This window comes from Kocuria sp., assembly GCF_030538595.1.
In the GTDB taxonomy this organism is placed as follows: Bacteria; Actinomycetota; Actinomycetes; order Actinomycetales; family Micrococcaceae; genus Kocuria.
Map to the genome: position 1 here is coordinate 1 of NZ_JAUNTS010000002.1, position 21969 is coordinate 21969.

General features: G+C 61.8%; 19 protein-coding genes and 1 pseudogene. 15 read left to right on the forward strand and 5 right to left on the reverse strand.

Going from position 1 to position 21969, the window contains the following annotated elements:
* Nucleotides 1–54: 54 nt before the first annotated feature.
* Together Q4G32_RS02315 and Q4G32_RS02320 are read right to left on the reverse strand one after the other, a co-directional pair.
* Nucleotides 55–1263, reverse strand: a complete 1209-nt coding sequence (locus Q4G32_RS02315) for a MalY/PatB family protein (RefSeq protein WP_303349017.1) — start codon at nt 1261–1263, stop codon at nt 55–57.
* 9 nt (nt 1264–1272) lie between these two features.
* Nucleotides 1273–2295: an EamA family transporter gene (locus Q4G32_RS02320; protein WP_303349019.1), complete on the reverse strand. Its 1023-nt coding sequence runs from the start codon at nt 2293–2295 to the stop codon at nt 1273–1275.
* 58 nt (nt 2296–2353) lie between these two features.
* Between Q4G32_RS02320 and Q4G32_RS02325 the strand changes: the two genes are divergently transcribed.
* The 4 genes from Q4G32_RS02325 to Q4G32_RS02340 all read left to right on the forward strand — a co-directional run bounded on the left by Q4G32_RS02325 (nt 2354) and on the right by Q4G32_RS02340 (nt 6676).
* Nucleotides 2354–3346 (forward strand): LysR family transcriptional regulator, encoded by a 993-nt coding sequence (locus tag Q4G32_RS02325; protein WP_303349021.1) that lies wholly within the window; start codon nt 2354–2356, stop codon nt 3344–3346.
* A gap of 119 nt (nt 3347–3465) precedes the next feature.
* Nucleotides 3466–4512, forward strand: a complete 1047-nt coding sequence (locus tag Q4G32_RS02330; RefSeq protein WP_303349022.1) for an NAD(P)-dependent alcohol dehydrogenase — start codon at nt 3466–3468, stop codon at nt 4510–4512.
* 49 nt (nt 4513–4561) lie between these two features.
* Nucleotides 4562–5047: a hypothetical protein gene (locus tag Q4G32_RS02335; RefSeq protein ID WP_303349023.1), complete on the forward strand. Its 486-nt coding sequence runs from the start codon at nt 4562–4564 to the stop codon at nt 5045–5047.
* A gap of 276 nt (nt 5048–5323) precedes the next feature.
* On the forward strand, nt 5324–6676 hold the full coding sequence (locus Q4G32_RS02340; RefSeq protein WP_303349024.1) for a sugar porter family MFS transporter: 1353 nt from the start codon (nt 5324–5326) through the stop codon (nt 6674–6676).
* A gap of 111 nt (nt 6677–6787) precedes the next feature.
* On the opposite strand, the gene ppk2 is transcribed toward Q4G32_RS02340, so the two are convergent.
* A complete protein-coding gene (gene ppk2, locus Q4G32_RS02345) occupies nt 6788–7672 on the reverse strand; it encodes a polyphosphate kinase 2 (RefSeq protein ID WP_303349258.1) in 885 nt (294 codons plus the stop codon).
* A gap of 120 nt (nt 7673–7792) precedes the next feature.
* Complete coding sequence (locus Q4G32_RS02350; RefSeq protein WP_303349026.1) at nt 7793–9223, reverse strand: peptide synthetase; 1431 nt, start codon at nt 9221–9223, stop codon at nt 7793–7795.
* Nucleotides 9224–9399: 176 nt separating this feature from the next.
* Between Q4G32_RS02350 and Q4G32_RS02355 the strand changes: the two genes are divergently transcribed.
* The 11 genes from Q4G32_RS02355 to nrdF all read left to right on the forward strand — a co-directional run bounded on the left by Q4G32_RS02355 (nt 9400) and on the right by nrdF (nt 21406).
* Nucleotides 9400–10197, forward strand: a complete 798-nt coding sequence (locus tag Q4G32_RS02355; protein ID WP_303349028.1) for an alpha/beta fold hydrolase — start codon at nt 9400–9402, stop codon at nt 10195–10197.
* A gap of 71 nt (nt 10198–10268) precedes the next feature.
* Nucleotides 10269–10982 carry a VTT domain-containing protein gene (locus tag Q4G32_RS02360; protein WP_303349030.1) on the forward strand — a complete coding sequence of 238 codons (714 nt, stop codon included), beginning with the start codon at nt 10269–10271 and terminating at the stop codon, nt 10980–10982.
* Nucleotides 10982–11710 carry a phosphatase PAP2 family protein gene (locus Q4G32_RS02365; RefSeq protein WP_303349032.1) on the forward strand — a complete coding sequence of 243 codons (729 nt, stop codon included), beginning with the start codon at nt 10982–10984 and terminating at the stop codon, nt 11708–11710. Before Q4G32_RS02360 ends, Q4G32_RS02365 begins: the two co-directional genes overlap by 1 nt.
* A 44-nt stretch (nt 11711–11754) precedes the next feature.
* On the forward strand, nt 11755–12432 hold the full coding sequence (locus tag Q4G32_RS02370) for a response regulator transcription factor (RefSeq protein ID WP_303349034.1): 678 nt from the start codon (nt 11755–11757) through the stop codon (nt 12430–12432).
* A 104-nt stretch (nt 12433–12536) separates the two neighbouring features.
* On the forward strand, nt 12537–14015 hold the full coding sequence (locus tag Q4G32_RS02375; RefSeq protein ID WP_303349036.1) for a sensor histidine kinase: 1479 nt from the start codon (nt 12537–12539) through the stop codon (nt 14013–14015).
* A gap of 101 nt (nt 14016–14116) precedes the next feature.
* A complete protein-coding gene (locus Q4G32_RS02380; RefSeq protein WP_303349038.1) occupies nt 14117–15226 on the forward strand; it encodes an App1 family protein in 1110 nt (369 codons plus the stop codon).
* A 64-nt stretch (nt 15227–15290) separates the two neighbouring features.
* Nucleotides 15291–16844, forward strand: coding sequence for an aldehyde dehydrogenase family protein (locus Q4G32_RS02385; protein ID WP_303349039.1), 1554 nt, complete (start codon nt 15291–15293; stop codon nt 16842–16844).
* 360 nt (nt 16845–17204) lie between these two features.
* On the forward strand, nt 17205–17441 hold the full coding sequence (gene nrdH, locus Q4G32_RS02390; protein WP_303349040.1) for a glutaredoxin-like protein NrdH: 237 nt from the start codon (nt 17205–17207) through the stop codon (nt 17439–17441).
* Nucleotides 17442–17572: 131 nt separating this feature from the next.
* On the forward strand, nt 17573–18106 hold the full coding sequence (nrdI, locus tag Q4G32_RS02395; RefSeq protein WP_368660353.1) for a class Ib ribonucleoside-diphosphate reductase assembly flavoprotein NrdI: 534 nt from the start codon (nt 17573–17575) through the stop codon (nt 18104–18106).
* 74 nt (nt 18107–18180) lie between these two features.
* Nucleotides 18181–20286 carry a class 1b ribonucleoside-diphosphate reductase subunit alpha gene (nrdE, locus tag Q4G32_RS02400; RefSeq protein WP_303349260.1) on the forward strand — a complete coding sequence of 702 codons (2106 nt, stop codon included), beginning with the start codon at nt 18181–18183 and terminating at the stop codon, nt 20284–20286.
* A gap of 142 nt (nt 20287–20428) precedes the next feature.
* Nucleotides 20429–21406 (forward strand): class 1b ribonucleoside-diphosphate reductase subunit beta, encoded by a 978-nt coding sequence (gene nrdF, locus Q4G32_RS02405; RefSeq protein WP_303349261.1) that lies wholly within the window; start codon nt 20429–20431, stop codon nt 21404–21406.
* Nucleotides 21407–21710: 304 nt separating this feature from the next.
* Here nrdF and Q4G32_RS02410 read toward each other — a convergent pair.
* Nucleotides 21711–21800 (reverse strand): annotated as a pseudogene (locus Q4G32_RS02410) (AraC family transcriptional regulator); the annotation flags it as partial.
* Nucleotides 21801–21969: the final 169 nt, after the last annotated feature.

The window sequence follows — 21969 nt, forward strand, 5'->3', positions numbered from 1 at the left end:
CATCAGCGCTGATGAGGTATCAAACTGCGCACGGCTTGGTGATGACTCCGGCTGTCAGCCCACTGCTGCCAGTGCGGCACCCATACGCTCGACGGCGATGCTCAAGATGGTGGGAGAGGTTCCAAAGTTCAGGCGTACAAAGCCGCGTCCGCCGGTCCCAAAGGTGGAGCCGTCGTTGAGGGCAACTCCGGCGTGGTCCAGGAAAAACCCAGCGGGGCCCGTCAGCCGGAACTGCCTGGAGAGGCTTCCCGGCTCAGCTGCAGGCAGGTCCACCTGCGAACAATCCAGCCAAGCCAAGTAGGTGGCCTCTGGGGGCTGAAACCTGAGCCCGGGCGCATGCTGTTCCACCAGTTCTTGGAGCAGACGGCGGTTGGAGGCCAGGCCCGCCAGCAGCGTATCCAGCCAGGGTTGCCCGTGCTGTAGGGCCGCCACATGGGCCAGGATTCCCAGGTGGCTGGCACCGGCATCCACCGTCCAGGGAACCCGCGCAAGATCCTGGGTGGCCTCCGAACCTGCCTGCAGCACGGCCGCCTTGAATCCGGCCAGATTCCACGCTTTGGACGCTGAAAACACTGCAAAGTCCGGCTCTGTGCCGGTCACGCTGAGGTAGGGCACAAAGTGAGCACCGGGCAGCACCAAAGGGGCGTGAATTTCATCCGAAATGACCCGGGCGTTGAACTTCCGGGCCAGGGCCGCAACTGCTTCCAGCTCTGCGCGAGTATGTACCACCCCGGTGGGATTATGCGGGTTGGCCAGCAGCAACACCGGCTGGCGGGTGGTGCCTGAAATCCGTTGGAAGGTGGCCTGGACGGCTTCCGGGTCCAGTCTTCCACCGGGAGTCAGCGGCGCCTCCACAACTTTTCGACCCAGATGCTTGGTGTAAACGTAAAACGGCGGATAGACGGGGGAGCAGACAATGACCGTGTCTCCCGGGTCCGTGAGCGCGGAGATGGCGGCACTGATGCCGGTCATCACATCCGGTACCGTGCGCATCCGTTGCGGTTCGGCACCGGTCCACCCCCACCGGCGTGCCGCAAAGTCACTGAGGGCTTGCGGGTACACATCCCCTGACGGATACCCGGTGTCCCCGGACTCCACGGCCTCCTGCACCGCTTGACGGATGGGCCGGGCCGGGATCACATCCATTTCCGCCACCCAAAGGGGCAGCACCTCCGGGGGATAGTGGTGCCATTTTTCGCTGGTGCGTTTCCGTAGCTGCTCCAGTGGCACGGATTCCAGAGGGTTGGTCACGGCAGGAGTCATGGTTTCAGCCTAGGACAGCGGTGGGGTCTTGGGTGCGGTGGGTGAGCTACCACGTCGTTGTGGTGGGGTTGTTCTGGGAACCTCACCGGGAACGGCACGACCAGCAGTGACGGTGCTGCCAATACTGGCCGCCACCACCAAGGTGACAGCCATGATCCGCCAGGTACCCGCAACCTGGTCCAACAGCACCCAACCGGCTATGGAGGCAACCACGGGCTCCATGCTGAGCAAGATGCCGAAAACCGGACGGGGCAGGCTGCGCAGGGCACTGAGCTCAAAGGTGTACGGCACCAAAGAAGCCAGGATGGCGGTGCCCAGGGCCAAGGCCAGCAGACGCGGATCAGTGACCAGGGCACTCACGTGGCCCACGCTGAAGGGCACCAGCAGCGCGGCTGCCACCACCAGCGCCATGGCCAATCCGCCGGACCCTGGGATCACCTGTCCCACGCGGGCACTGGTGAGAACGTAGAGGGCCCAGAAGCCGCCCGCCACCAGCGCAAAGAGCACGCCCAGGGGATCCAGGGACTCCACACCCAGGGCACTTTCCACGCCCAGCACCGCCATGCCGGCCAGAGCCAGCGCCACCCAGATCAGGTCCCGGCCTCTGCGGGAGAGAATCGCGGCCAGCAACAGCGGCCCCAGAAACTCGATGGAGACAGCTGTTCCCAAGGGGATACGGGCCAAGGACGCGTAGAAAAACCCGTTCATCAAGGCCAGGGCAAAGCCGAAGGCCACAACGGCTTTCCACTGGTCCCGGGTCCAGGACAGGAATCGGGGCCGCGCCACGGCGCAGAGCACAAGAGCTGCACAGCCCAATCGGAAGGAGGTGGTGGCCCAGGTGCCGAACACGGGGAACAGCTGCATGGCCAGAGCTGCCCCGAATTGCAGAGAGATGCAGGAACCCAGGACCAGGGCCACAGCAGGCCCGGTACCCGTGCCCCGCCCGGCCCGGGACAGTGCGGAGTTGGTGCCGCTGACGACGACGGGCGTTGGTGCGGAGGAGGTCATGCCCCATAGCTTGCCGCTGCTCATTAGATTAATCTAGCGAATGATTCTTACTGGTTTACTGAAGTAGAACTTAAGAGGGAAGATGCTGAATCTGAACCGGCTGCGGATGCTCAGTGAACTCAAGCGCCGCGGAACCTTGGCGGAGGTGGCAAGAGTCTTGTCCTACACTCCGTCAGCGGTCTCCCAGCAGTTGGCCCTGCTGGAACGTGAGGCCGGAGTGGCCCTGTTGGAACGCGTGGGGCGTGGTGTGCACCTGACGGATGCCGGTGAGTCCTTGGTGGGGCATGCGGATGCGGTGCTGGCCCGCCTGGAGCGCGCGCAAGCGGATCTTGATGCCACCAAATCTGAGGTGCAGGGGGTGCTGCGCGTGGCCTCGTTCCAAACGGTGGTGATGACCCTGATGCCCACGGCGCTGTCTTTGTTGGCTGAGCGCCATCCGCTGCTGCAGGTGGAGATCACGCAACGGGTGTTGGACCGTGCCTATGACGGATTGCTGTCCCTGGAGTTCGATCTGATTGTTGGAGAGGAACTGCCAGGGTTTCCCGTAGCTCCGCGCCCCGGCAGCGACCGCGTTGAACTGATCCAAGATCCGCAGGTGTTGGCCCTGCCGGATGTTGGCAGATTCTCAACGCGGGTGGCCGATCTGGGTGAACTGGCCCAAACCCCGTGGGCATTGGATGCTGCCGACACCCAGATGGGGGTGTGGTCGCGCTCGTTGTGCCGCGCGGCTGGTTATGAGCCGCGGATCATTCTTGACTCCCCGGACCCGCTGCTGCAGCTGCACATGGTCCGCACCGGTCATGCGGCAGCTTTTGTGCACGGTCTGGTGGGTTCCCAATACACCGGCGGGATTCAACTCATTGCGCTGCCCGATGGGCCGCACCGCAAGATCTTCACCTCGGTGCGCGCTTCCAGGACGCATCATCCGGCGATCACGGCTTTTCGGGAAGCCATGGCGCAAGCAGCCCGCCAGGCTGGTTCCGCCACGGGTGACCGCGCCACGGTGCTGATGCCAGAGGTGTCCTACTCCTTGGGCGCACTGACCTCACAGAGTTCTGACACTCGTTCTCACTAGGCGGTTCACCGTCAGCGATAACCTTGAGTCGCTTCAATCTGGGGGTGCAGGATGGAATGACCCATGCCGCCCACAGCCCGGTTGGGTCAGTGGTGGGTCCGATCTATGAGGAGCGCATCATGCCTGAAGTCCTGGCTTACGCCTGTGATGACAAGACCACTCAGTTCCACAGGACCACTGTGGCAATTCCAGAACCCGGGCCTCATGACATCTACTTTGAGGTCAAATACGCCGGTATCTGCCACTCAGACATTCACACTGCACGTGAGGAATGGGGGCCGGCCAAGTTCCCGCTGACTCCCGGGCACGAAATCGCAGGAATTGTGACCCGGGTGGGTGATGAGGTCACCAAATACGCCGTGGGGGACAAGGTGGGTGTGGGCTGCATGGTTAATTCCTGCGGTGCCTGCGAATACTGCACGGCCGGTGAAGAACAGTACTGCGTGGGCAACGGCGGGACGCTGTGGACCTACGGCGACGACGCAGATGGCAACCCGACCGCCGGGGGCTATGCCCAAGGCTTCACGGTCAACGAAAACTTTGCGGCCCGCATCCCGGATGAGATCCCTTTTGAAACCGCAGCCCCGTTGCTGTGCGCCGGAATCACCATGTACTCGCCACTCAAGCGCTGGGGTGCAGGACCCGGCAAGAAGGTGGCCATTGTGGGCATGGGCGGTCTGGGCCACATGGGGGTGCAGCTTGCTGCAGCCATGGGTGCGGAGGTCTCCGTGATCTCCCAGACGCGCTCCAAAGAAGATGATGGTCGCCGCTTTGGTGCCACTGACTACTACGCGTTGGCGGAGGAAGGCACACTGGCCAATTTGGCCGGGACCTTCGACCTGATTGTGTGCACCGTCAGCGCGGACGACTTGGACTACACCGGACTGCTGGGTGCGCTGAAGCCTATGGGCGTATTTGTGGACGTGGGGCTGCCGGAAAACCCCACCACGCTGCATTTGGCGGGCATTGTGATTGGCTCCAAGGTGATGGCCGGTTCACAGATCGGTGGTATGGCTGAAACCCAGGAAATGCTGGATTTCTGTGCTGAACACGGAGTTCATCCTCAGATTGAAATGATCTCCGGCGAAGACATCACCGAGGCTTACAACCACGTGGTCAACTCCAAGGTGCGTTACCGCTATGTGATTGACACCGCCACATTCTGAGCAGAATTGCCGCCGGTTGTGAGCGGAATGACCGCCGTAGGGTAGGGCCATGACCTACGGCTGGTACCCGCAGCAGCAGACCACCCCCAGCGCCGATCCCGGGCTGGGGGTGGTGGTGCGTCACGGGAAGCCACTACCGCAGGCCTCTGCTCACCGCTGCTGGGCCGCCAGACTGATCGACGCCGCACTCATCACGGTGGCCACATGTGTCTGCATGACGGGTGGAGCAGCTATTGCTCCGAGTGCAGCAGCCACGGCGGTGGTTGCCGTGCTGAGTTATCCTGCGGCGCTGCTGTTTTTCGGTGTCTTGTACGGGCTGACAGTTTCTCCGGGGCAGCTGCTGACCGGGGTGATTTCTTTGCGTGCTTGGACAGGGCGGCGTGTGGGAGCCTGGCGTGGTGCCTGGAGGTATCTGGGGGTGGGCTTGGCGCCGTTCTGGGCAATTTTTGCCGTGTGGAGTGCATTGACCAGCGGCAATTTCATGGATGTGGGCTACGCCGAACCCGTGCGGGTGGTGTACCGCCGAATCGCGTGAGGTACGTGCAACAGCAGCCCCCGGGCGCTCACCGTTGCCATTGTTTCGGAGGATGCGCGGTTGCTCCGTATGACCCGGGACAGTGCTTGCACTCCCGCAGGAAATGCCGGAGCTGTGACACAGAAGGCAACATTTGATGTCATCTGCCAGTTACTCATTGGTCATATAGAAGTTGAGGAGCATACTCCCGGTCAGAGAATTATCGGCAATTCTCTGCCCCGGGGGATTCGGGCTTCGTGTTCCCCGTTCCACGTACATGATGGAACAGGATTTCTCATGAAACCAATTGTTCTCCGCAGCGCCATTGTGGCTGCCCTGGGTGGTCTGCTGTTCGGCTTTGACACAGCTGTGATCTCCGGGACCACACAGGCTTTGACCGAGCAGTTCAATCTGGGGACTTTTGCCCTGGGGTTCACTGTGGCATCGGCCCTGATTGGCACGATCATTGGGGCGCTGACGGCTGGGCGGCCCTCCGACCGCTACGGCCGTAAGAACATCCTTGTGGTGATTGGTGTGCTGTACCTGGTCTCCGCCATTGGGTCCGCCGTGGTGGACAACTGGTATCTGTTCATTTTCTTTCGATTCCTGGGCGGTATAGGCGTGGGCGGTGCCTCCGTGACCGCCCCCATCTACACCGCAGAAATCTCCCCGCCCCGATTGCGTGGCCGCCTGGTGGGTTTGGTTCAGTTCAATGTGGTGCTGGGCATTCTCTTGGCGTACCTGTCCAATTACTTCATTGCCCGGGCCATTGATCCGGGGGTGGCCTGGCGCTGGATGTTTGGCGTGGAGGCTCTGCCCGCAGCCATCTTCATCCTCTTGCTCTTCACAGTCCCCGAATCGCCACGTTGGCTTTTCCTCAAAGGCCGCACAGACTTGGCTCGGACCAACATGCAACGGCTGGCCACGTCACCGCAGGAAGCGGCTGAGCTGGAAACCGAAATTCAGGACGCTGTTGCGGATCTGGCCAAAGACACCAGCAAGGTGCGGTTTTTTGTGCCCCAGTACCGCAGGGTCATACTCCTGGCCATCGCCATTGCGGCGTTCAACCAACTCTCCGGCATCAACGCCATCATGTACTACGCGCCGGACATTTTCCGCATGGCCGGCGCCGGCGATGACTCGGCATTCCTGCAATCCATTGCCGTTGGCGGGATGAATCTGATTGCCACCATGGTGGCCCTGACCGTGATTGACAAGTTCGGCCGCCGCAAACTCATGTTGATCGGGTCGATTGGTTACCTGATCAGCCTGGGCGTGATTGCCATGTTGTTCTTCACCCAGGGCGACAATTTCGGCAACCTCAGCAGCGCCCTGGTGCTGGCCTCACTACTGTTGTTCATTGCGGCTCACGCCTTCGGCCAAGGTTCAGTGATCTGGGTTTTCATCTCAGAAATCTTCCCCAACCGTGTCCGTGCCCGCGGCCAGGCTTTGGGCTCCTTCACGCACTGGTTTGCCGCTGCGGTGATCAGTTGGACCTTCCCCTGGATTGCCGGTGGCCTGGGGCCGGGAACGGCATTCGCAGTGTTTTTCGTCTGCATGGTGGCCCAGTTGATCTGGGTCATCAAAGCCATGCCGGAAACCAAGGGAGTTGCCTTGGAAGAGATGGAGCGCGAACTCAGCACACGCTGAACCGGACCCCGATAGCGGCTGTCCTCACAAGGCACGGCCCTCACAAGGTACGACGACGGCGGTGGTCACCCACCGCCGTCGTCGTACCTCATGGAGAGTGCAGCGCAAGTCTCAAGCCTTTTTGGACTTCTTGGCTTTGCTGGACTTACCAGCCTTTTGTGCGGAGGAGGCCTTTCCTGACTTTTTCTTGCCGGAGCCCTCAGCCAGTGCAGCTTGTTCGATCGTGGTGGCATGATCGGCCACTTCATGCTGTAGGGACCGGTCCGGGCGGCGGTACCCGTTGGTGGTTGGCCGCTTGGGCAGGGACAGTTCGGGAAGCGGCACGCGTTCCCACGGCACACGCTCCAGCAAATCCGCGATCATGTTGATCCGTGCGCGACGTTTGTCCTCGGCTTCCACAAAATTCCACGGGGATTCCGGAATGTCCGTGTGCACCAGCATGGCGTCCCGGGCGCGTGAGTAGTCCTCCCAGCGGGTGATTGATTCCAGGTCCATGGGGGAGAGCTTCCAGTGCCGCATGGGGTCTTCCATGCGAGACTCAAAGCGCTTGTACTGTTCATCCCCGGACACGGAAAACCAGTACTTGATCAAAATGATGCCGTCCTCCACCAACATGCGCTCAAAAATGGGGCACTGACGCAGGAACCGGCGGTATTCCTGGGGAGTGCAGAACCCCATCACTCGTTCCACCCCGGCGCGGTTGTACCAGGAGCGGTCCAGCAGCACGATCTCACCTGCGGCCGGCAAGTGTTGAATGTAGCGCTGGAAATACCACTGCGTCTTTTGCCGCTCGGTGGGCGCAGGAAGCGCCACAATGCGGGCGATTCGGGGATTCAGATATTCGGTGACGCGTTTGATCGCCCCGCCCTTGCCAGCGGCATCGCGGCCCTCAAAAATAACGACGACGCGCTGTCCCGTGGCTTTGACCCACTCCTGCATCTCCACCAACTCGGCCTGCAGCCGAAGCAACTCGGCCTCATAGATGGCCTTGTTCATCCGTTTTTTGGGTTTGTGGGAGACGGAGTCTTCCAGATCCAGAGCGTCGTTGTCCGTGGGATCTTGTGGTGTGGTGTCTTTTGCCATGTCCGCAGATTAGTCCGAGCGCGCTGGTGTGAGCTAGTTCATGTGAAGTGTTGCCGGGGTGGGGCAGGGTTCGGTACCGGGAATCGTTCTGAGGTGATGCGCCACGGCTGCCAGCCAACGGTTCACCGATTCTTGTGCCTGCGGGGTGTCCGGATAGCGGGCCCGCAGGTGCAGCCCGGCATCGGTGACCACAAACCACACCTGAACACCGTTGGTGGGGGCGGAGGCGGAGACATGCTGCGGGTTCAAGGAAGCAGGCAGGGCTGCTGGGAGCCTGCGGTAGTCCAGGTAGGAAATCATGAACATTCCCGGGGGAACCGGCATGCCACCGTAGGGGCGCATCATGGGCTCCAGCGCGTACGAACCCAGGCTCAGAGCTTCCCGGATGGCGGTGCGGCAAGCAGGAAGATCTGGGTTGTCAGATTCCACCACCGAATTGGTGATGAACCACCCCACGGCGTCGCGCCACTGTGGATCGGTGCGGGAATGCACGGGTAGTACGGCCCGCAGGGGCGCCTCCGCCAATGATGTGGTGGCTTGCGTCATGGCAGACACCACCAGAGTCAGGGGACGTTGACCGTGGTGTTCGGCCGCGTGTTCAAACTCGGCCAATTGACGGGCGTCCAAAACTTGGCTTGTGGTGACGCACTCGGGCGGTGTGGGTTCCAGTTCGCCCAGGGGCAGGGGGAACACCGGCATGGCGCCCGAGCCTGCGGCCAGTATTTCTTGCCATCGCTGTTTAATTTTTTCCGGCGACGGCGCCCGGGCGGCCAGTTCACGCGTGTGCTGCCAGAAAGCCGCCGCAGGTTCCACCGGAGTATCACGGGCTGGAGACTTGGTGTGAACCAGGGCCTCCAAGAAGTCGTGCGCCAGCACCGGAAGTGACCAGGCGTCCAGGTGGGCGTGGTCTGCGGCTATCACTACAGTGGGAACCGCATCAGCGGTACGCGGGTCCGTAGCTGTGGGTTCTATGACGCACAGGCGATGGGCGGGGCGAGCCATGGGAGAACATCCCCGATCCAAAACGGACCGCAGGATGGCTCGGGTGCCGGACACCGCGGTGTTGTGCTCCTCCCACCTGACCCCCAGAGGTTCAGGGACCTCCAAGAGTCGGAGGGAATCGACGTCGTGGGCTGTGGTTGCGGCGGTTGCCGCGGGTGTGGGGCCACCACCATCAAAACCGCCACCATCAAAAAAGGTGCGTAACGTGTGATGCCGCTGGATGACGCGCAGCCACGCGGCCCCAATGTCTTGGCGAGTGGCCGGCCCCGGGAGCTCAAAAGACACCGCCATCCAGGTGCCCGGCCGATCACCGGCACTGACGTGCATACGCTGATCGAAGGAAATCGGAAGCTCACGGCACTGATCGGTGGAGATCGGGTCGGTGGAGACCGGGGCAAGCAGCGCACAGCTGGCCACGATGCCCTCCGGCAGCGCAGCGTGCGTGATGTTGGTCAGATACATCAAGACCTCCGTGATCCAATCCGGCCCGGGTGGCACATCTTGGTGTGCTGGCAGCTTCCCAGTATCCGGGCCTACGGCAGCCCATACCCAACCGGGCGCCAAAAATTGACGCATTGGAAACATGCCCGTGTCATCTGACCGCGGGTTGATGACGGTGGGAGTCGTACGGTGGGACCATGCCCACCTTGGATCTGACCCGCTGCCGTTTGGACTACACCGTCACGGGGGAGGAGTCAGACACAGGGGCGCCCGCTGTGGTTCAGCTGCACGGCCTGATGTCCAGTGCCGTGTCCAACACCAGCGGGGGCTTGGACTTGGCGGCATTCATCCCCAAAGCTCAGGTGTTGCGTTACGACGCCCGCGGTCACGGCAACTCCACCGGAGAACCCGTGGTGGATGACTGGTTGTGGTCCAATCTGGCTCAGGACCTTTTGGCCCTGCTGGATCACGTGTTTCCAGGCCGCGCAGTGCACGGCATCGGGCCGTCCATGGGATCAGCCACGCTGCTCTATGCCGCGCTGGCGGACCCGGAGCGCTTTGCCTCCCTGACCCTGTGTGTTCCCTCCACGTCCTGGGCCACCCGGCGCGGTCAGGCGAGCATCTACCGGGAGAGCGCCGAGATGATCGAAACCTTGGGCCTGGAGGCTTACATCCGCGCCACGCGTACGGTCCCGCAGCCACCGGCGGTGGCCGACCGGGAGCGGCACCGCCCGCGAGTTTCCGCAGAGTTGCTGCCCGCGGTGTTACGCGGGGCGGCCGCCACAGACCTTCCAGAGCCCCACGAATTGGCTGCGATCACAGCCCCCAACGTGATCTTGGCCTGGTCCGACGACGCCGCCCACCCCATCTCCAGCTCCGAAATCCTGCGAGCCACCCTGCCCGGGGACCAACTCCACATTGCGCGCACACCCCAAGACCTGGCCACCTGGCCCGCCGTGGCAGCGTCCTTTGTGAAGGGCCTGAGTGGTGAGTGACGGCTGTGACGGTGGGCACGTGAACGTGCCACTTCAGGAGTCTTTCAGCTAGGGGGGCGCAAGATCCTCCCATGGACTTTCTACATCAGGTCACCTCCGCGTTCAGCGATCCCGGTTCTGTGCTGCAAGCTGCCGGCCCATGGGCCATAGCGATCATGATGCTTTTCATCTTCATTGAATCCGGATTGTTGTTTCCTTTCCTCCCCGGTGACTCCCTGCTGTTTGCCGCTGGAATGCTGCTGCCCGTCATGGGCATTCCATTCTGGTTGGTCTGGGTGTTGGCTGCTGCTGCCGCCATCGCCGGGGATCAAGTGGGCTACATGTTGGGCAAGACCTTTGGGCGCGGCTTGTTCTCCGAGAACGCACGCATTCTGAAACTGAGCCACCTCCGCCGGGCCGAGGAGTTCTTTGCCCAGCACGGTGGAAAAGCACTTGTCATGGCGCGCTTTGTGCCGATTGTGCGCACCTACGTCCCCTTGGTGGCAGGCGCCAGCCACTACAAGTACCGCCGCTTTGTGGGGTGGAACGTCACGGGTGCCTTGCTGTGGGTCACCGTGATGCTGACGGCGGGTCGCCTCCTGGGCGGGGTTCCCTTTGTGGCCAACCACGTGGATCTGATTGCCATCAGCATTGTGATCCTCTCCATCGTGCCGATTGTGGTGCACTTTGTGGCCTCACGGCGCCGCGGAGCCCGCGACCAGAACAACCACCTGGCAGACTCGCTGCACGAGCCGGAAACGGGTTCCGTTCAAGATGACGGCCAAGACCTGGCGGCACGGTCCTGATGCGCTGGGGTCATCGCAAGTTGTGGGCCCTCACCTTGGTGGTGGTCGCCGTCGTCCTGATTGTTGGAACACTTCTGTTCGGGATTGATGTGACAGGCAGTGTTCAGGACACTGCGGAGGATTTGGCCCTGGACCAGTGGATCAGTGCCCATCACGTGGTCTGGCTGGATCCGGTGGCCCTGGGAATCAACAATCTCCTGGCACCCGCAGGCGCATTGCTCATCCTGGGTGGTATGGCGGTCTTTGCTGCGATCTGGCGCAGTGTGCCTCACGCCCTGTGGTTGTTGGCCACCGCGGCTGGGGGCTGGGGCACCGTGTTGGTGCTGAAGTATCTGGTGGCACGCCCACGACCCCTGGCAGATGCTCTGGCCAACCCCATGGTGACCGAAACGGGGCGTGACTCCTTTCCCTCCGGCCACACCAGTTTTGCCGTGGTCCTGGCGATCTGCGTGATTGTGCTGGTGGCCACCTCTCCAACGCGGTCCGTCCGGGGATTGACGGGGTGGGTGGGTGTACTGGCTCTGCTGTTCGCCCTGGTGGTGGCCGCGAGTCGTCTGTATGTGGGGGCGCACTACATCTCCGATGTGGCGGCTTCCTTCAGCGCCACCTTGGCCGGCTGCATGCTGGTGGCGGCCGTATGGGTGTGGCGCCACGGTGCGGGTGGCCATCCACGGGAAGCACCCATCCCGGCATCCCGTACCCAGCACAAGGAACGGGTAGATTCCTGATCGAGACAAAAGGCGCAACGGTCTTGGATCATGGAGGCTCGGGCATGCGAGTGCTGGTGGTGGATGACGAGCGCGAACTGGCAGATTCGCTGCGCACGGGACTCCAAGCCGAAGGGTTTGCGGTGGATGTGGCTTATGACGGTCGCACGGGCCTGTGGATGAGCCTGGAACAGGATTTTGACGTTGTGGTCTTGGACCTGATGTTGCCGGGTAAAAATGGGTACGACGTTCTGCGGGAGATCAGACAGGCCGAAATTTGGACTCCGGTCCTCATGCTCACGGCCAAAGACGGCGAATACGATCAAACAGACGCTTTTGAGCTGGGTGCCGATGATTACCTCACCAAGCCGTTCAGCTTCCTGGTGCTGGTGGCCCGCCTGCGTGCGCTGGTCCGCCGTGGCGCGCCGGCCCGGCCCACCGTCCTGCGGGTGGGCAGCCTGGAACTGGATCCTGCCAAGCGCAGCGTGACCCGCGCAGGCTCAGCCGTAGACCTGACAGCCAAGGAATACGCCATCTTGGAGTACCTGATGCACAGGGCGGATCAGGTGGTCTCCAAAATTGAAATCATGGACCATGTCTGGGACTCGGCTTATGAAGGATCTGAAAACATTGTTGAGGTTTACGTGGGGTACCTGCGTAAAAAGATTGACAAGAGCTTTGGGGTGAACACCCTCTTGACCCAGCGTGGCCACGGTTACTGCTTGGTCGCGGACCAGCCATGAACAGTTCTCCCAGGGGGTGGTCGCGGACACGGGGGCGGCTCAAGTCCCGCAGGTGGTTCAAGTCTCCTAGACGGCTCCAGTCCAGTAGGTGGCCCAAATCCCTCATGAGCAACCCCCGCCACTGGGGAGTGCGGCTGCGTGCCACCGTCACCGCAGCACTGCTGCTCACAGCGGTGGTCCTGGTGGCGGGGGTGGCCTTCAAAACGGCGGTGGAAACGGCCTTGACCGCCCAAGCACGTGAGCAAGTCAGCGCTCAACTCCAACGGCTGATGGAGGCCACCGCTTCCGATGCCACAGCTGCACCGGAGGCCCAGCCCACATCGGAAGCTCAGGCCACATCGGAGGCCCAGTCCTCATCGGAAGCTCAGGCCACCCAGCCAGCCCAGGCCACACCGGATGACGGTGTCTCTCAGGCGCACCTGCTGCAACTCATTCAAGATGTTCGGATGGCCGGCGAAACCGTGCAGATTTTGCGCCAAGGCCAGGTGTTGGACTCAGTTCCGGACTCTGCTCTCTCCCACCAGGTCTCGGTGCACGTGCCGGAGCTGGCGCCGGGGGAGACTGCACAGTCAGCGGCTACCGATCTGCGCTCGCATGAGGTGTGGGCAGCCGGTGGGGTGGTTGTTGACGGTGAGGACAGCGCCGTCGTCGTTCTCACGGAGGGGCATCCCGAACTGGCCGTGCTGGAGGTGGTGGAAACGGTCTTGCTGGTGGGCTCGCCGGTGGCCGTGATCTTTGGTACCGCACTGATGTGGTGGCAAATTGGGCGCGCGCTGACCCCCGTGCGCGTTCTCACCCGGGAGGTGGCGCGGATCAGCCGGGCTCGTGAGGACGCCAGGGTGGAACAGCCCGCCACTGCCGATGAAGTGGAAGAGTTGGCGGTGACCATGAATCACATGCTGGCCCGTCTTGCCCAGGCGGAGGCCCAGCAGAGACGGTTTGTGGCGGATGCCTCCCACGAGCTGCGCAGTCCGTTGGCCACGCTGCGAACCACGCTGGAGGTGACAGCGCGTCAGGGTTACCCGGACCGGTGGGAGAGCGTTGGACCGGTGCTTGTGGGTCAGGTGGAGCGCATGAACGTACTGGTGGATGACCTGCTGACCCTTGCCAAAGCCGACGACGACGGCCTTGCGTTACGTTGCGTGGACACTGATCTGGACGATGTGGTGGCCACTGAAATTCAGCGGATCGCGGCCGGCCCCGGGCCCCACGTGGTGGCTCACATTGAACCGATACGGATCACAGCTGACCCCAACCGCATCCAGCAGGTCATTCACAACCTCCTGGTCAATGCCCGAAGACACGCCTCCACCACCGTGTGGGTTGATGTTGGAAGGACAGGTTCACACGCACACGTGTCGGTGGTGGATGACGGCCGCGGAATAGCGCCTGATCAGCGTGAGCGCATCTTTGAACGGTTTGTTCGGCTGGATGAATCCCGTACCCGGGACACGGGCGGGTCCGGACTGGGTTTGGCCATCAGCCGCAGCATTGCGGAGGCACATGGTGGGGGTGTGAGCTGCGACGTCGATCCGCAGGGCCGGACTCGATTCACCGTCTGGTTGCCCGGGGAGTTCGACTGAGCGCAGTGGTTGGTGGCGCTGGGCAGCACGGTCAAACGGGTGTGGCGGCCTGAGTTCTGGGCGGCACAGGCGTGCAAGCCAGCTGTGACAGACTGAGAGCCATGTCTCCCAGCCACGTGCCACCCAGTCACGCTCCGCAAGATCAGATGCCGGTGGACCTGGCCACGGACCTGCGCCAGACGGTAGATCAGGTCACCAAGGAAGCGCTGAACCTGGGGTACCGGCTGGAACAACGCCTGGCTATGGTGCGCCAGCGCAGAGCCAAACGCCGGGGGGACATCCCGGTCATGGTGGCCTTTGACGGCTTCGGCACCACCTCCCACGTCCGGATCTTGGGACGGGCACTGCTCAAAACGGCCGGCCCGGAAGATCCCACCGATGAGGATGCCTCCTCCATCCGCGGTTGGCGCTCTTTCACCTCCCTGCCCATCGCCTTTGCACATGTTGACGTTCGACTGGGCGGGCAGGAGTTCCGCTTGGTGGCGGACAAAGGCGGGGTGATTGACGCCGATCTGGAGATCGCCCTGGAAGCAGGTACCCACCAGGCGCAATTGCGGACGGAGGGTTCGGCCTGGGCCACCTCAACGGTCACGGTGGTGCGCGACGGCCAAAAAATTGGTGTGGTCTCCGATGTTGATGACACCGTGATGGTCACAGCCCTGCCGCGCCCCATGCTGGCGGCCTGGAACTCTTTTGTGCTCAATGAGCACGCGCGCACGCCCACACCGGGTATGGCGGTGTTGATGGAACGACTGACCAAAAAGCACCCGCATGCTCCGTTCATCTATCTGTCCACGGGAGCCTGGAACGTGGCGCCAACGCTGCGGCGTTTCCTTTCCCGCAACGCCTACCCCGCCGGGGCGTTGTTGCTCACGGACTGGGGGCCCACCACGGACCGCTGGTTTCGCTCCGGGCCGCGGCACAAGGTGGAGAACTTGGAGCATCTGGCCAAGGACTTCCCGGGCGTCAAATGGATTCTGATTGGCGACGACGGCCAACATGACCCCGAAATCTACGGCGGTTTTGCGCGGCGCTACCCGGAGCACGTGGCGGCCGTGGTGATCCGCAATCTCTCACCGGCGGAGGCAGTTCTGGCCTCCGGACAGTTGCTGGCGGACTACGGACCGAGCATCCCGGAAGGCATCCCGCTGATTGAAGCCAACGACGGCGCCACCATCGCCGAGAAACTGAAGCAAGTGGGGTTGCTGTAACGCCGTGCTGTCCTTGTGGTGTCTGAGCCCGTGTGCTGTCTGAGTCTGGGCATAACGTGGGGTCATGGAGACGACCAACGCACGCACCGCCCAACACTTTCAGTCATCTGAGCCCGTTCCACTGCCTCAGCACACCGATTACGATTCCCAGCTGGCTCCAGTGCCAGGACTTGTGGAGACGGACGCCCAGGCGATTGGTGAAGCCGTTGAATCAGCCCGCCGGGCGTTTGAACCGGCCTTGGACCTGGCCTCCCGGCTGGAACGCCTGGACCGGCTGGAAGCACTGGTCCGGGAGTGGGAGGCGCCCCTGCTGGCGGCATTGGAACAGGATCTGGGCAAATCCGCCACGGAGGCCTGGACCACGGAACTTGGAACGGTGCTGGGGGAAATCCAGCACATACGGCGTCTTCTGCCGGGCTGGATCAAGCCCACCAAAGCACCGGGAAGTGCCGTGTTGGCCCCTTCGCATGCCTGGGTGGATCACCAAGCCTTGGGGACCGTGTTGATTGTGGCTCCGTGGAATTACCCCGTGCAGCTGATCCTTTCACCGCTGGTGGGGGCTCTTGCCGCCGGAAACACCGCCGTGGTCAAGCCCTCGGAGGTCACTCCCACCGTGGCCAGTGTGTTGGCTGATGCCATTCGGGAACACCTGGGAGATTGCGTTGGAGTGGTCACCGGCGGGGTGGCTGAGACCACGCGGGTGCTTCAGTACCGTTTTGACCACATCTTTTACACCGGCAATGCCACGGTGGGGCGGGTGGTCATGCGGGCGGCTGCCGAGTACCTGACCCCGGTCACCTTGGAACTGGGTGGCAAGTCACCCGTGTGGGTGGATGACACCGTTGACCTGGAGGCCGCGGCTCACAGGATTGCCTGGGGCAAGTTCCTCAATGCGGGCCAAACCTGCGTGGCACCGGATTACGTCATGGGACCAGCGCAGGTCCTGGCTCAGCTGGAGCCCCTGTTGGAATCTGCAGTGCGTTCGCTCTACGGGAGGGATCCAGCCACCAGTGACTCCTACGGTCGGATAGTGACCGAACGCCATCTGAGCAGGCTGGTGGATCAGCTGGCCCAGGTGGCAGCACCGGACGTGGTGTTCGGCGGTGCCCATGATCTGGAGCAGCGTTACTTGGCACCTACGGTGATCCGGGAAAGCACCGATGGCCCCCTCATGCAGGAGGAGATCTTTGGGCCCGTGCTGCCCCTGGTTCCCATGCCGGATCATCTCCAGGCGGCTGCATGGGTCAACGGTGGGGAGAAACCACTGGCGTTGTACGTGTTCAGCCAGGACAACCACGTCCTCAGCACGTTCCGTGAGGCCACCTCCTCCGGGGGGATGTGTGTGGGATCACCGGTGATTCACCTGGCTCACCCACATTTGCCCTTTGGCGGGGTGGGGGAGTCCGGGATGGGCAGCTACCACGGAGTCCATTCTTTGCGGACATTCAGCCACGAACGGGCCGTGCTGGAGAAACCGTTGAAGCCTGACACCTTGAAAGTGGTCTACCCGCCCTACACGGCGTGGAAAGCCAAAGGGGCCAAAGTCATGATGGGACTGCCATCCCCATCCGCGGCTGTCAGGAAGCTCTTTGGTGGTAGCTCGACACGCCCGTCCTGAAGTTTCGTGATGTGAATTTTGCATGCACAGGAGGTCACGGTCGGCTGTCCACAGCTGTGGATCAGCGGTGGTTGATGCGCCCGGTTGGCCGTGATGGCGCGGATGGGCTCAAGTGGGTGGCTGTGGATGATGGGAGGTGAACTGGGGATGACGTGAGGACAACCACGCAGCGTGCCTGACACGACATCTTGGGGTTGTTCAGTGTTCCGAACACTAGATGTAGTATCGGTGCTCAGCACAGGAGAGAGGTCCACCTAGCGGACCGGTCCGCGTCACCACCCGGTGACGCACGTACTTCCCCGGCCGGCTTCTCCCCACCGCGCACCAGAGACCACCCCCGTATGGAAGGGACAATTTGAGATGTCCGTGACCGTTTACTCCAAGCCCTCCTGCGTCCAGTGCAACGCCACCTACCGCGCGCTCAAGAAGAGCGACATTGACTACAGCGTGATTGATGTCACCGAGGATCAGGACGCTTACAACCGTGTTGTGGCCATGGGCTACCAGCAGGTGCCCGTGGTTGTTGCCGGCGAGGATCACTGGTCCGGTTACCGCCCGGACAAGATCTCCTCTCTGCGGATGCGCCTTTCTGCTTGATCCCCTCGGGCCTCATCCCGGGTCACCGGGAACTGAAGCCCACAGTCGTCACAGACGGCCCCGGAGACATCACCACGTTGCCTCTCAGCAGGAACCGAAAGCCCCTACAGCGTTTACGGAAGTGATCTCCCATGTCTGCCCTGTCCGCACTCCTGGAAGCCGCCCGCCACGGGCAGCATCAACCAGACGGTGGACAGGGCAGCCCTGACGGTGTGCAGGATGCCCTGAATGGTGAACAGTGCCGGGGTGAGCTTCCGGAGGGGGCCACGGCGCCCGTCGTCGTATATTTCTCCTCCGTCTCCGGAAACACGCACCGGTTCATGGAGAAATTGTGGGCGCGCACCGTGCGGCTGCCGCTGCACACCTCCGCTGAACCCCCCATCATGGAGGAGCCCTACGTGCTGGCCGTACCCACCTACGGGCGGCCCGAAGGCTCTGGGGCCGTGCCACCGCAGGTGGTCAAGTTCCTGAACGTTGAAGCCAACCGAAAGCTGCTGCGCGGTGTGCTGGGGGCTGGAAACACCAACTTTGGCGACAAATTCTGTATCGCCGCAGACAAAATCTCCGCCAAGTGCGGGGTGCCCGTGTTCTACAAGTTTGAACTGATGGGTACCGAAGATGACGTACACAAAGTGAACGAAGGACTGATGAACCTGTGGCAGTAACCACCCACACCTCGCACATCGGCATTGCCGAATCCGGCCACGATGACCCCTCCGTGCCGGAGAAATACCGTGGCATGGGTTACCACGAGCTCAACGCGGTCCTGAACCTCTACGACGCCGATGGCAACATCCAGTTTGAGGCCGACCGCCAGGCCGCCCGGCAATACTTCCTGCAGCACGTCAATGAGAACACGGTGTTCTTCCACGATCTGGAGGAGAAGCTGAAGTACCTGGTGGATCACCAGTACTACGAACCCGAGGTGCTGGATCAGTACACCTTTGAGTTCATCAAGAAGCTCTCCAAGCAGGCGTACGCGCACAAGTTCCGGTTCCAGACCTTCCTGGGTGCCTTCAAGTTCTACACGTCCTACACGCTCAAGACCTTTGACGGGCGCCGTTACCTGGAGCGCTTTGAGGACCGCGTGGTCATGGTCTCCCTGTACCTGGCTGACGGTGACGAGCAGCTGGCTGAAAAGCTGGTGGAAGAAATCATCACCGGCCGTTTCCAGCCGGCCACCCCCACCTTCCTCAACGCCGGCAAGAAGCAGCGCGGTGAGATGGTCTCCTGCTTCCTGCTGCGCATGGAAGACAACATGGAGTCCATTGGGCGTTCCATCAACTCCGCGCTGCAGCTGTCCAAGCGTGGCGGCGGTGTGGCCTTTGCCCTGACCAACCTGCGTGAGTCAGGTGCTCCGATCAAGAAGATCGAGAACCAGTCATCGGGTGTCATTCCCGTCATGAAGCTGTTGGAGGACTCCTTCTCCTACGCCAACCAGCTGGGTGCCCGCCAGGGTGCCGGTGCCGTGTATCTGCACGCCCACCACCCGGACATCTACAAGTTCCTGGACACCAAGCGGGAGAACGCGGATGAAAAAATCCGCATCAAGACCCTCTCCCTGGGTGTGGTCATCCCGGACATCACGTTCGAGCTGGCCAAGAAGAACCAGGACATGTACCTGTTCTCCCCGTACGACGTCGAACGCATCTACGGTGTGCCCTTCTCCGACATCAATGTCACGGAGAAGTACCACGAGATGGTCAATGACGCCCGGATCTCCAAGACCAAGATCAACGCGCGTGAGTTCTTCCAGACCATCGCGGAGGTCCAGTTCGAGTCCGGCTACCCGTACGTGATGTTCGAGGACACCGTGAACAAGGCCAACCCCATTGCGGGCAAGGTCATCATGTCCAACCTGTGCTCAGAGATCCTCCAGGTCTCCGAGCCCTCCGTGTACGACGCCGACCTCGGCTACTCCACCGTGGGCAAGGACATCTCCTGCAACCTGGGTTCCTTGAACATCGCCATGACCATGGACTCCCCGGACTTCGGGTTGACCGTGGAGACCGCTATCCGGGGGTTGACCGCTGTCTCGGACAAGTCCGAAATTGAGTCCGTGCCCTCCATCCAGCGCGGTAACTCCATGTCCCACGCGGTGGGTCTGGGGCAGATGAACCTGCACGGTTACCTGGGCCGGGAGCACATTCACTACGGATCGGAAGAAGGCGTTGATTTCACCAACATCTACTTCTACACCGTGGTGTACCACGCGGTTCGTGCCTCCATGCTGATCGCCAAGGAGCGCGGCGAGACGTTCGTGAACTTTGAGAACTCGGACTACGCCAATGGGTCCTACTTTGACAAGTACACCGAGCAGGAATGGGCGCCTGCCACCGATCATGTGCGGGAGATCTTCACCCGCGCCGGAGTGCACATCCCTACTCGGGATGACTGGCGGGAACTGAAGGCCCTGGTGGCCGAGCACGGCATGTACAACCAGAACCTTCAGGCCGTGCCGCCTACTGGCTCGATTTCCTACATCAACAACTCCACCTCCTCCATCCACCCGATCGCCTCTGCGATCGAGATTCGGAAGGAAGGCAAGCTGGGCCGTGTCTACTACCCGGCACCCCACATGGACATGGAGAACCTGGAGTACTTCCAGGACGCGTACGAGGTCGGTTACGAAAAGATCATTGACACCTACGCGGCTGCCACCCAGCACGTGGATCAGGGGTTGTCCCTGACGTTATTCTTCAAGGACACCGCCACCACCCGGGACATCAACAAGGCGCAGATCTACGCGTGGCGCAAGGGCATCAAGACCATGTACTACTCACGGATCCGTCAGCTGGCGCTGGAGGGCACCGAGGTTGAAGGCTGCGTCTCCTGCATGCTGTGAACCATCACGCACACGTTGAGCGGTGACTTGTTCCGTCCGAAAGTCTTTTTGAGCGGAACAGGTCACCGTGCGGCGTCGTCGTTAGAGTCAGGTTTGACTCCCCACCCCAAAATCTGCTGATCAAGGAGAGACCCCCGCGATGATGAGCGAGAAGGTGGAACTGCTCCACCACAATGTTGAAGCCATCAACTGGAACCGCATCCAGGACCCCAAGGATGACGAGGTCTGGGACCGGCTGACCGCCAACTTCTGGCTGCCGGAAAAGGTGCCGCTGTCCAACGACGTCCAGTCCTGGAACACGCTCACGGATGAGGAAAAGGACCTCACCATGAAGGTGTTCACGGGCCTGACTCTGCTGGACACCATTCAGGGCACAGTGGGTGCGGTTTCCTTGATTCCGGATGCCGTGACGCTGCATGAGGAAGCGGTCTACACGAACATCGCTTTCATGGAGTCGGTGCACGCCAAGTCCTACTCCTCGATCTTCTCCACCTTGGCTTCCACCAAAATGATTGATGAAGCCTTCCGCTGGTCACGCGAAAACAAGTACCTCCAGCGCAAAGCCGACATTGTGATCGAGCGCTACGTGGGGGATGACCCCCTGAAGAAGAAGGTGGCCTCCACGCTGTTGGAGTCCTTCCTGTTCTACTCGGGTTTCTACCTGCCCATGCACTTCTCCTCCAAGGCCAAGCTCACCAACACGGCAGACATCATCCGGCTGATCATCCGCGATGAGGCCGTGCACGGGTACTACATCGGGTACAAGTACCAGAAGGGCTTGGAGAAGGAGACCCAGGAGCGCCGCGATGAGCTCAAGGACTTCACTTACGACCTTCTGGACGAGCTCTACGAAAACGAGATCGCCTACACCGAATCCTTGTACGACGGCGTGGGGTGGACCGAAGAGGTCAAGAAGTTCCTGCACTACAACGCCAACAAGGCCCTGAACAACCTGGGCTACGAGGCGCTGTTCCCCAAGGAAATGACCGATGTGTCCCCGGCCATCCTCTCCGCGCTGTCCCCGAACGCGGACGAGAACCACGACTTCTTCTCCGGGTCCGGTTCCTCCTACGTGATCGGCAAGGCCGTGAACACCGACGACGAGGATTGGGACTTCTGAGTCTCTGAACTTGGCCGAGGCCCGTAAGGGCTGATGGGAGGTCCGGACCTGCAGGTTTCTGCAGGTCCGGACCTCTTTTCGTGCCTCCATCCGAAGGACAGGGGAGAGCGCAGGTGAACATCAGTACCCGTTCGGTATGGCACGGGGTGGCACGAGCACGCCTTCCAGTCAAGCGCGGGGTGGCTCGCAGCCCGAAGTTTGGAGGTAGTACGCCACCGGATGCGTGCCACTCGGCTCGCATCGAGGCCCGTAAAGGGCAAGGTGAGAGGCCAGCTCGAAGGGATTGCACAGCTTAGTGGCACTTCTGCCAGAAGAACTGATCGAGGAGATAGTCGATGTCGAGGTAGATGGTCGTGACGGTGTTGTGTCCCTCGGGCTCACTGCCACACAGAACGCCTGGGCGAGTCGCGGTCTCACGCAGTGACGATCGCCTTGTATGGACAGCGCTATGACATCCAAAGCTCAGCGCTCCTCGGGTCAGACAAAGATGTGAAGTCCCCGCAGCAGGCAGACGAACAGCGAACCGCGCAGGTCGCCTACTCGCGGCTGCGGACGCAGCACTC